Below are 9,007 nucleotides of genomic sequence, written 5' to 3'. Positions count from 1 at the left end.
ATACAATTATTACCCAGTTGATTAAGATTGAAATAGACAGTATAATACAGCCCTATTTCAAAGCTCTGTAACACAGACGGCTTTCTGATTTTAAAGTTTATGTTTGACGACCATAGCGAGTTGGTCCCACGCCTTCCCATCCCGAACAGGACCGTGAAACGACTTAGCGCCGATGATAGTGTGGATTACCCATGTGAAAGTAGGTCATCGTCAAACGCCCCATTCTAAAGCCCTGATGCAAACGTATCAGGGCTTTATTCATTCTTAAAGATAGCTTTAAATATAATACACATTCACATAAACAAGCGTCCTGTAAACTTTACAGGACGCTTGTTGGTTTTAGATGCTCAGTATCTGATTAAACAGGTTGGACTTCATCCTCGGGACTGTGAATGAATTTATTGAAATTCAAGCTGATATGTTGTTGTGGTAATTGAATACCAGTGATATTTAACCATGCTCGTGAACGTGGCATACAAACAGGAATGCCGATTGCACGACCCATCAATGGTAAACCTTCGATGCGTACTAAATCTTCTTTTAAAACGGTGGCTTTTAAATGGCGAATGTCTTGTTGCTGGATGTATACCAAGCTCCAATAACTTTCCATTTTGCGCTGAAAATCTGCATAAGCACCGTAAGTGGTATCAAAATCGCGCATCAAAGCAAACACATCGCTCGATTGCATCGCAAAACGAGCTGTAAATTGTTCGGGTAAAATAATACTGAGCAATTGGCGTTGGTTAAAATAATCTGTGGCACGACGCAATGGCGAGGTACACCATGCATAATGCTCAACACCCATGCCGATATGGCTTTCAGATTGTGTGCTAAAACGCACTTTACCTGCAGGTTGTACGCGGAAAATGCCCGCATATTCGTTTTCGTGCAACATTTTTGCCCAAGTACTGTTGGCCAAAATCATCATTTCAGACACCAAAGTGTCAATAGGAGAACCACGTTCGCGCGTAGAAATGGCAACGGTATCATCATCGTTTAATACAATGCTGTAATCGTATTGTTTCGCGCGGGTTGGATCGTATTTATTGCGTTGTTTTTGCAATTCAATCGCCAATTGCAACAAATACACCATGTCATGGTGGTGTGCGAAAGCTTCTTGGTCGTCGTGGGTTAAATCGGTGCCTTGTTCATGGTTGAATAAAGGTTCGATGTTTTGAATACGCAAATTGGTTTGAATATCTACTTGTTCCAAAACGGTTTCTTGGCTAGTTACTTGCCATGCTTCATCAACATCAAAATAAATGCTCAAAGCTGGGACTGTTTTGCCTTCGTCTAGGCTAAAAGCTTGTACCCAATTTTCAGGCAGCATGGTGATTTTGTTGCCAGGAAAATAAACTGTCGAGAGGCGTTGGAAAATATTTTTTTCCATGGCATCGTCCGCTTGAATGGCAATGCTTGGGGCGGCAATATGAATACCGATGCGGGTATGACCATTTTCCAAATGTTGTACTGACAAAGCATCATCCACTTCGGTGGTTTCTGCATCATCAATGGAAAACGCTTTGATGGTGGTGTTAATAGGCAAGTTGAGAGGATTGGCAGGCACGGGCATGTCTGGAAAACCTGTGCCTTTTTTGAAGTATTCAAATTCAAAACCATCTTGCAAATATTGTGGTATCGATGTGACCGCACCAATATGTTGCGCCAATTGCAAAGGATTTTTTTTGCTTTGCTCACAAGCGTGTTGGAAAGCTTTGTAAGTTAGGGTTTGTTTGTCAGGCGCGTATAAAATGGTTTTGATATCCGCAGCAATGGCTTCTGGCAATTGACCGGCCTGTAAGCTTTCCGACCATGCTGCCATTTGTGCTTCTTGTTGTTTCTTACGTTCAATGGCAGCCAAAGCTTGTTTTAAAGTTTCTTCAGGTGCAGCTTTGAAAATGCCTTTGGCTTTTTTGTAGAAATAAGCGGGTGCGGCATACAAAGCCAAATAAGTACCTGCCAATTGTGATTTGCTGGGTTTGCCGCCAAAATAATCGATTGCAATGTCTTCTGCACTTAATTCGGCATCGCCACAAACTTCCCATAATAAGTCGGTATCAATGTCATCTCGATGGGCTTCGGCTTGTTGCATGAATTGCGCCATATCGCCATCAAATTCTAAAAACACATTGTTGGTCTTGATCTTGGTACGTTTGCCAAACTGAGTATCCACTTGATAAGTGGTATCGTTTTTTTGGACGATGTGAGCAAGTTTGAATTGGCCAGACTCTTCGTAAAAAATATTCATGTTTGTGCGATGTGCTTATTAAGCTGTAAAAAGTAACCAAACATTCTACATGAAAAGGCGTTGTAGCCGTATTGATGTGGTGTGGAAACCGAAGAGTTTTTAATCAAATCTGGATGCAAAGTCTTGATACTGTTTATTTGGTAAGGCGAGCATAGTGGATGGCCAAATTAAGATTGGTATGAAATTGACTCAAATCGCCAATATAGTCGCTGGATGCTTCTTTGGCACGCTGCTCTATGCTTTGAGGACTACAAAGACCTGTTTTGACCAACAATTGTATATCTTCGATATCGATTAAAGAAAGGCGGGCGATTTTACTGACACAAACATCAACAGGGCTTAAAGCATACACTTGCATGTGTTTCAGATGAGTAAAAGGAATAATTTGAGCGTCCTGTAAATAGTTTTGGTGAAGCAAATTAAAGCGACTGTTGTCATTTTTATTGAAGCGAATTTGTTTTTCTTGACCTGTGTGATGGGTGTAGAGCCAATTTAAACCATCTGGAATATAGACTTTTTGATTGAATTCGCCTTCAATATAGTAAGAGCGTTCTAAACCTGTGTACAAATATACCAACATGCCACCAAACAAAAACAGTTTTACATTTTTGTTGGGCGGTAAGGTTTGATCAATCTTGCTGAGAAAATTTTTGAGTGCCACAAACAAAGCATCGGATTGATGAATCTTGTCAAGAATTTGAATCATGATGATAGTCGGTCGATATGATGCAAATGAATGGAAGACATGCAAAAATCTGATTAATTCCCACGTTGATGTATTAAAAATGTATTTTATGTCGTTCAGACCATAGCCAACACATCAAGCATCCTGTAAGATTTACAGGACGCTTGAGATGATATTGGCAATCTTTATGAGCCAAACTCTTCAGCATGTAAAAATTGGGTATGGTGTGGTGCACGTTTGGTTGCATCCCATTCATCCAACATTTCTTGCTTCATTTGCTCGGTAATTTGGGCAATTTTTGCGGCTGCTTTTTCATCGTCATACGTCAATTCTAAGCGATGACCATTGGGATCAAAGAAATAAATCGAATGAAAAATACCATGATTGGTGATGCCCAACACTTCAATACCATGGCTTTCTAAATGGTCTTTGGCGGCGATTAAAGCATTGCGGTCTGCCACTTTCAAAGCCAAATGTTGTACCCATTTGGGGCTGTTTTCATCTCGTCCCATTTCTGGTTGATGCGGCAATTCAAAAAAAGCCAAAACATTGCCATTGCCTGCATCTAAGAAAATGTGCATATATGGATCAAATGCTTTGGTCGATGGCACGTGGTCTTCGGCAAATGCCAAGATAAAATCCATGCCCAACATTTCTTTATACCAAGCCGCAGTTTGTTTGGCATTTTTACAGCGATATGCGACATGGTGGATTTTTTCAATTTGAAAATTCATGTTGTGACTCCTTTGTAGAGATTGTTTTTTTTCGTTTTTGAGGCTGAATTTAGAGAGTTTTGGCAGGCAAAACACAGCCACGCACGTCGCCAAAACCAACACGGATGCCGTCTTTTTGCGCCACGCCACGCATGATGACCGTGTCGCCATCTTCTAAAAAGCCACGATTTAAGCCATTGTTTAATAAGAATGGTTCAGTATTGTTCCATGTCAATTCCAACATGCTGCCACGCTCGTATTTTTCTGCGCCTGAAATCGTTCCTGAACCCATCAAATCGCCAATTTCAACATTGCAACCACCTGAAGTATGGTGGGTTAATTGTTGCGCCATGCTCCAATACAAATATTTGAAATTGGTATTGGCCAAGATGGTTTCGTCATTGTCTATGCTTAAGGCGACCTGTAAATCAATGTCAAATGTGTATTGTTCGCAAGTGGATAAATAATCCAATGGTTTCGGTTCTTGAATGGGCGTTGCCTGTTTGAATGGTTCTAAAGCTGCCATGGTCACGACCCAAGGGCTGATGGATGTGGCAAATGTTTTGGCATTGAAAGGACCTAATGGCACGTATTCCCATTGTTGGATGTCACGCGCAGACCAATCATTGAGTAAGACCATGCCAAAAATGTGGGATGGTGCGTCCTGTAAAGCGATGGCATCACCCAAAGCGGTGGCTTTGCCAACGATAAAACCTGTTTCCAATTCAAAATCTAATTTGCGACAAGCACTGAAAATCGGGCGTTCTGTATTGGGCAGTTTGATTTGCCCATTAGGACGAACGATGTCGGTGCCGCTGACCACGACTGAACTGGCGCGGCCGTTATAACCGACAGGCAATTCGCTCCAATTGGGCAATAATGCATTGGCAGGATCACGAAACATGCAGCCGACGTTGTAAGCGTGTTCTTTGGATGAATAAAAATCGGTATAGCCACCAATCTTCACAGGCAATAACATGGTGACGTCGCTTTGTAGACGCAAAGCGTGTTTGCGCAAAGTGGCGTTGTCGCGCAAATCAGGGCAATCGTGGGATAAAATTTCTTGTAAGCGGTCCCGTAAATCTTGCCATGCACCTGCGCCCAATTCAATGAAGGCATTCAAACTGTCTTGTTTGAAAACAGGTGGTTGAGTGTGGATAGGTAACAAGCCTGCGGTTTCTAAAACCGACAAATCCAATACATATTCCCCAATGGCGACACCAACACGTGCAGATTGTTGTGGTGGGCAAAAAACACCATAAGGCAAATTGTGCATAGAAAAATCGCTGTCGGGTGCAATGTTTAAAAAAGAACGCAAATTCAAATTCATAATGGCTTTATCCTGTGGCAACAAATGGGTGTGATTGGTTTTATTTCTACGGATTATCATATAGTCACTGGAAAAATTACGCAAATTGTTATTTAATTATGCATAGTGTAATTTTAAAGATGGAAGAGATATGGAAGATAAAAACAAAAACAGCCATGGCGTACAGTCGTTAGAAGTTGGTTTGAGTGTTTTGAATGTTTTGGTAGAGGCTGCCATGCCGTTGATGTTGAAAGAGGTGGCACAACAAGCGCATATGCCGCCTGCAAAAGCACACCGCTACTTGGTCAGTTTGGTGCGTTATGATTATGCCAAGCAAACTGAAAAAGGTTTGTATGTGTTGGGTGATAAGGCTTTGTCTTTGGGTTTGGCAGCCACACGGCGAACGGATGCTTTGCAATTGTTACAACCACAATTACAAAGTTTGAAAAACAGTGTCAGCGGTTATTTGCAAGTGACACGTTGGACGGCTTTAGGACCTTTGGTTGTGCAATTTTGGGACGATGAATTTGGCGTGCCTATTGGTGCGAAAGTAGGGTCTTTGATGCCTTTGTTTCGTTCGGCTACAGGACGCGTGTTTGCCACTTATTTGGACAAATCACATTGGCGGCAACTGGCGGAGCAAGAAGGTTTTTGTTCGCTAGAAGAATTTGAACCGCATAAAAAAGCGATTTTGGCATCTGGTGTCAGTGTGGTGGAAGGGGAAATGATGGCGGGCATCAATGCCATTGCCGCACCTGTTTTTGATGCCAATGGGGATTTATTGTATGTGGTGACTTGTTTGGGTCGTCCGCAACAAATTGCGGTTCAATTAGACAGCGATCCGATGCAGCAATTGAAAAAATCGACTCAAGCAATGAGCCGTTATTTGATTGGTTAGCGGGGCATTCAAAGTCAAATAAGCGTCCTGTAAACTTTACAGGACGCTTATGGATGCTAGCTGTGCTTATTTGTGGATGCGCAAAATAGGCTTGATGACCGAACCATTGGCAGAGGCTTCAAAGGCTTCATTGATTTGGTCAAATTCAAAAAATTGTACCAATTGATCAAATGGGAACAGACCTTTTTTGTAATAATCCACCAAATTGGGAATGAAGGTTTTGGCAATGGCATCGCCTTCAATCACTCCTATCATGGATTTGCCTTCTGCCATAATATCGGTGAACACATCGATTTCCATTTTGGGCGTGATGCCGACAATCGCACAAGTACCCAATGGACGTAACGCTTGCAAAGCTTGAGTTACAACAGGTGGTACGCCTGTGGTTTCAACGGCGTAATGGCTGCCGCCGCCTGTGATTTCTTTGATTTTTGCGACCACATCGGCTTCGGTTTTGCCATTGATTACTGCTGTTGCACCCAATTTTTGCGCCATTTCCAAGCGGTTATCATGGATATCGACAGCAATAATGTGTTTGCAATTCATGATTTTAGCAGCCATCAAAGCACTCAAACCCACCGCACCTGCGCCATAAATCACAATCGAAGAACCAAATTCAGGTTTTAGGCGGTTTAATACGGTGCCTGCGCCTGTTTGGATGCCACAGCCCAAAGGACCTAATAATGCCAAATCCACATCTTTATCTACTTTGACTGCATTGCGTTGGTGGGCAATGGCGTAAGTGCCAAAAGAAGATTGACCAAAGAAGGTGGATAAAGGCTTACCGTGTTGGTGAATGCGGTGAGTGTGGTCGTGGTTGCAACCACCAAAATTTAAAGGATTGAATTCCAAACAAGAAGTCGGGTGACCTGACAAGCACATTTCACATTCACCACAATGGGCAAATGACAATACCACATGATCGCCAACTTCTAGGCCACGAACATTGCTGCCTATGGCTTCAATAACACCTGAACCTTCATGACCTAATACCGCAGGTAACGGTGCAATGGCCAAATCACGAGCAACGGCATCGGTATGACATACACCAGAGGCAACAACACGAATCAAAACTTCATCAGCACTGGGTTCGCCTAATTGTACCGTTTGTAATTCAAATTCTGCGCCTTGGGCGGCAGTGACTGCAGCAGTAATATCCATTGGTAAAATCTCTCTATGAATGTTTTATCGTGATGGCTACGTTGATGAAGTCTCAACATAGCAAGGTGAATCATACGAGAATTGACGTGATAGGTCAGTGCTTTTATGCTGTGAAAATGGTATTGAGCATGCAAAAAAGCCGTCCTGTAAGCAGAACGGCTTTTTTTAATAAGGTGGCGAGCCCGACCCTCGGCACTGGCGACTTCAAAGTGGGCTGCTGGCTTCCGCCCCTGACCCGTTGCTTCAAAAAACCATGCGAGGAGACCCGCCATAGAAGCCGTGACTATACCATTAAATAGAACAAAACCCAAGTATTTATTTGCATGAATGAAGATGGTGGCGTCATTTCTGTTGCATTGCAGCGTGAGTATTGTCTATATCATGCGTAGGCTTAAGGGCAAGGCAGCGGATGGTATTTTTGAGACATTGAGGCAAAGGGCAGCATTATGAAAAAAGTATGGATGGTGACAGGAGCCAGTCGAGGTTTGGGTTTAAGTTTGTGCAAATTTTTATTGAATGCAGGTCGCTCTGTGGTGGCAACGGCCAGAAATACGGATGCGTTGCACAAAAAATTGAGCCAACATGGCGAGAACTTTTTAATTGTGCCTATGGATGTGAGTGATGAACAGCAAGTTCAAGCAGGCATCACCATCGCACAAGCGCATTTTGGGCGCATTGATGTATTGGTGAATAATGCAGGGTATGGGCAAATGGGCTGGTTTGAAAACATCAGCCCGGAACAAATTGAGCAACAATTTGCCACCAATGTTTTTGGCAGTATGCATGCGACTCGTGCGGTGTTGCCGATTATGCGTGCGCAAAAAAGTGGACAAATTTTTACCATATCGGGTTTGGCTGGCGTGAAATCTCAAGCAGGTTATAGTGTGTATAGTGCGTCTAAATTTGCTTTAGAGGGGTGGATGGAAGGCTTGGCCGAGGAGATTGCACCTTTGGGATTGAATGCAACTTTGGTTGAGCCGGGTTCATTTCGAACCGATTTTTTAGATGAAACCTCGTTAACCTATGGTGAATGGCATGTGCCTGATTATATGGAATATGAATTGGATTTTAAGCAAAAACAGCAGGCGTTGAACCATCAGCAAATGGGAGACCCTGTGCGATTGGCAGCAATTTTGATGCAATTGGCAGAAGAAGTTTCGCCGCCTGTGCGTTTTGCAGCAGGCAGTGATGCTGTGGAGGCGGTGTTGCACAAAGCCCATGACATGAATCGTTTGGCGCAAGAATGGTTAAATGTTTCTAAGATGACCGATAGGCAAGAGCAGTAATATGAACTTTTAAGCGTCCTGTAAAGTTTACAGGACGCTTTGAATGTGCGTATTGTGAAGTTTGAAATATTTGCATCCATTCGAGCGCAACATGATTGAAAAACACCCCATATTGATTTTTTTGCGCTAATAAAAATGTTTTTATTATCATAAAAATATCGGAATAATCATACTGATTAACACCAAAAACATACCCAAGATCGTTAAACTGAATGCAATGAGTTGGTTAAAATGGGTTCGATTGGCAGATACATATGACACACTTATTATGCCACCTGTAATACCACCTAACAGTGAAAAAATATAGTGAATCCATAGCATAGATTCGGGATAAGTCAACGAGTAAAGCCACAAACTAAAAATGACTAAAAAGGCGGCATGAGCCAACACAATGCCTTTGATAACTTGCTCATTGACTTTAAACAGCCATAAAAGCATGGGAAAAGCGGTCACTGTTATCATATCAAACAAAATATTTTGGATAATATGAGAATATCCAGAACCCTTTAATGCCATTAAGGAAAATGAAAGAATGGCCGCAATCAGTCCAATCATCAAACAATAGCGCATGATTTGATAATTATATTGAATATGTTTCATAGCCATTGATCCCTGTACTGAATGAGTACTTAAATTTCATTTGTGATTGAATTTAGTCCATATACATGAAATACGTATTATAAAAAAGCGTCCTGTAAGGCTTACAG

The 9,007-nt window shown here is 42.2% G+C and carries 8 protein-coding genes, 1 rRNA gene and 1 other RNA gene; 3 read left to right on the top strand and 7 right to left on the bottom strand.

Features of this window, described 5'->3' with window-relative positions:
- Positions 1 to 102: 102 nt before the first annotated feature.
- Positions 103 to 216: ribosomal RNA gene (rrf, locus tag H150_RS0111510) — 5S ribosomal RNA — on the top strand.
- 142 nt (positions 217 to 358) lie between these two features.
- Here the strand turns inward: rrf and H150_RS0111505 are convergent.
- From H150_RS0111505 to fahA, 4 genes are all read right to left on the bottom strand, one after another.
- Positions 359 to 2,248: a ribonuclease catalytic domain-containing protein gene (locus tag H150_RS0111505; RefSeq protein ID WP_019959214.1), complete on the bottom strand. Its 1,890-nt coding sequence runs from the start codon at positions 2,246 to 2,248 to the stop codon at positions 359 to 361.
- Between the two features lie 133 nt (positions 2,249 to 2,381).
- Positions 2,382 to 2,954 (bottom strand): DUF6036 family nucleotidyltransferase, encoded by a 573-nt coding sequence (locus tag H150_RS0111500; RefSeq protein ID WP_019959213.1) that lies wholly within the window; start codon positions 2,952 to 2,954, stop codon positions 2,382 to 2,384.
- Positions 2,955 to 3,118: 164 nt separating this feature from the next.
- A complete protein-coding gene (locus tag H150_RS0111495; RefSeq protein WP_019959212.1) occupies positions 3,119 to 3,667 on the bottom strand; it encodes a VOC family protein in 549 nt (182 codons plus the stop codon).
- Between the two features lie 49 nt (positions 3,668 to 3,716).
- On the bottom strand, positions 3,717 to 4,976 hold the full coding sequence (fahA, locus tag H150_RS0111490) for a fumarylacetoacetase (protein WP_019959211.1): 1,260 nt from the start codon (positions 4,974 to 4,976) through the stop codon (positions 3,717 to 3,719).
- 130 nt (positions 4,977 to 5,106) lie between these two features.
- Between fahA and H150_RS0111485 the strand changes: the two genes are divergently transcribed.
- Positions 5,107 to 5,853, top strand: coding sequence for an IclR family transcriptional regulator (locus tag H150_RS0111485; RefSeq protein ID WP_019959210.1), 747 nt, complete (start codon positions 5,107 to 5,109; stop codon positions 5,851 to 5,853).
- Between the two features lie 66 nt (positions 5,854 to 5,919).
- Here H150_RS0111485 and H150_RS0111480 read toward each other — a convergent pair whose 3' ends face one another.
- Positions 5,920 to 7,014 carry an NAD(P)-dependent alcohol dehydrogenase gene (locus H150_RS0111480; RefSeq protein WP_019959209.1) on the bottom strand — a complete coding sequence of 365 codons (1,095 nt, stop codon included), beginning with the start codon at positions 7,012 to 7,014 and terminating at the stop codon, positions 5,920 to 5,922.
- 172 nt (positions 7,015 to 7,186) lie between these two features.
- An RNA gene (ffs, locus tag H150_RS15020) (signal recognition particle sRNA small type) lies at positions 7,187 to 7,284 on the bottom strand.
- Positions 7,285 to 7,460: 176 nt separating this feature from the next.
- On the opposite strand from ffs, the gene H150_RS0111470 reads away from it, so the two are divergent.
- Positions 7,461 to 8,300, top strand: a complete 840-nt coding sequence (locus H150_RS0111470; protein ID WP_019959206.1) for an SDR family oxidoreductase — start codon at positions 7,461 to 7,463, stop codon at positions 8,298 to 8,300.
- A 147-nt stretch (positions 8,301 to 8,447) separates the two neighbouring features.
- Here the strand turns inward: H150_RS0111470 and H150_RS0111465 are convergent, their stop codons facing one another.
- On the bottom strand, positions 8,448 to 8,900 hold the full coding sequence (locus H150_RS0111465; protein WP_155970598.1) for a hypothetical protein: 453 nt from the start codon (positions 8,898 to 8,900) through the stop codon (positions 8,448 to 8,450).
- Positions 8,901 to 9,007: the final 107 nt, after the last annotated feature.

It is taken from the genome of Vitreoscilla stercoraria DSM 513 (assembly GCF_000382305.1).
GTDB lineage: Bacteria > Pseudomonadota > Gammaproteobacteria > Burkholderiales > Neisseriaceae > Vitreoscilla > Vitreoscilla stercoraria.
This window is presented reverse-complemented; position numbering and strand designations above follow the sequence as displayed.

Coding starts and splice junctions, on each gene's coding strand:
- H150_RS0111505 (WP_019959214.1), bottom strand. CDS start 2,248: ATGAATATTTTTTACGAAGAGTCTGGCCAATTCAAACTTGCTCACATC.
- H150_RS0111500 (WP_019959213.1), bottom strand. CDS start 2,954: ATGATTCAAATTCTTGACAAGATTCATCAATCCGATGCTTTGTTTGTG.
- H150_RS0111495 (WP_019959212.1), bottom strand. CDS start 3,667: ATGAATTTTCAAATTGAAAAAATCCACCATGTCGCATATCGCTGTAAA.
- fahA (WP_019959211.1), bottom strand. CDS start 4,976: ATGAATTTGAATTTGCGTTCTTTTTTAAACATTGCACCCGACAGCGAT.
- H150_RS0111485 (WP_019959210.1), top strand. CDS start 5,107: ATGGAAGATAAAAACAAAAACAGCCATGGCGTACAGTCGTTAGAAGTT.
- H150_RS0111480 (WP_019959209.1), bottom strand. CDS start 7,014: ATGGATATTACTGCTGCAGTCACTGCCGCCCAAGGCGCAGAATTTGAA.
- H150_RS0111470 (WP_019959206.1), top strand. CDS start 7,461: ATGAAAAAAGTATGGATGGTGACAGGAGCCAGTCGAGGTTTGGGTTTA.
- H150_RS0111465 (WP_155970598.1), bottom strand. CDS start 8,900: ATGAAACATATTCAATATAATTATCAAATCATGCGCTATTGTTTGATG.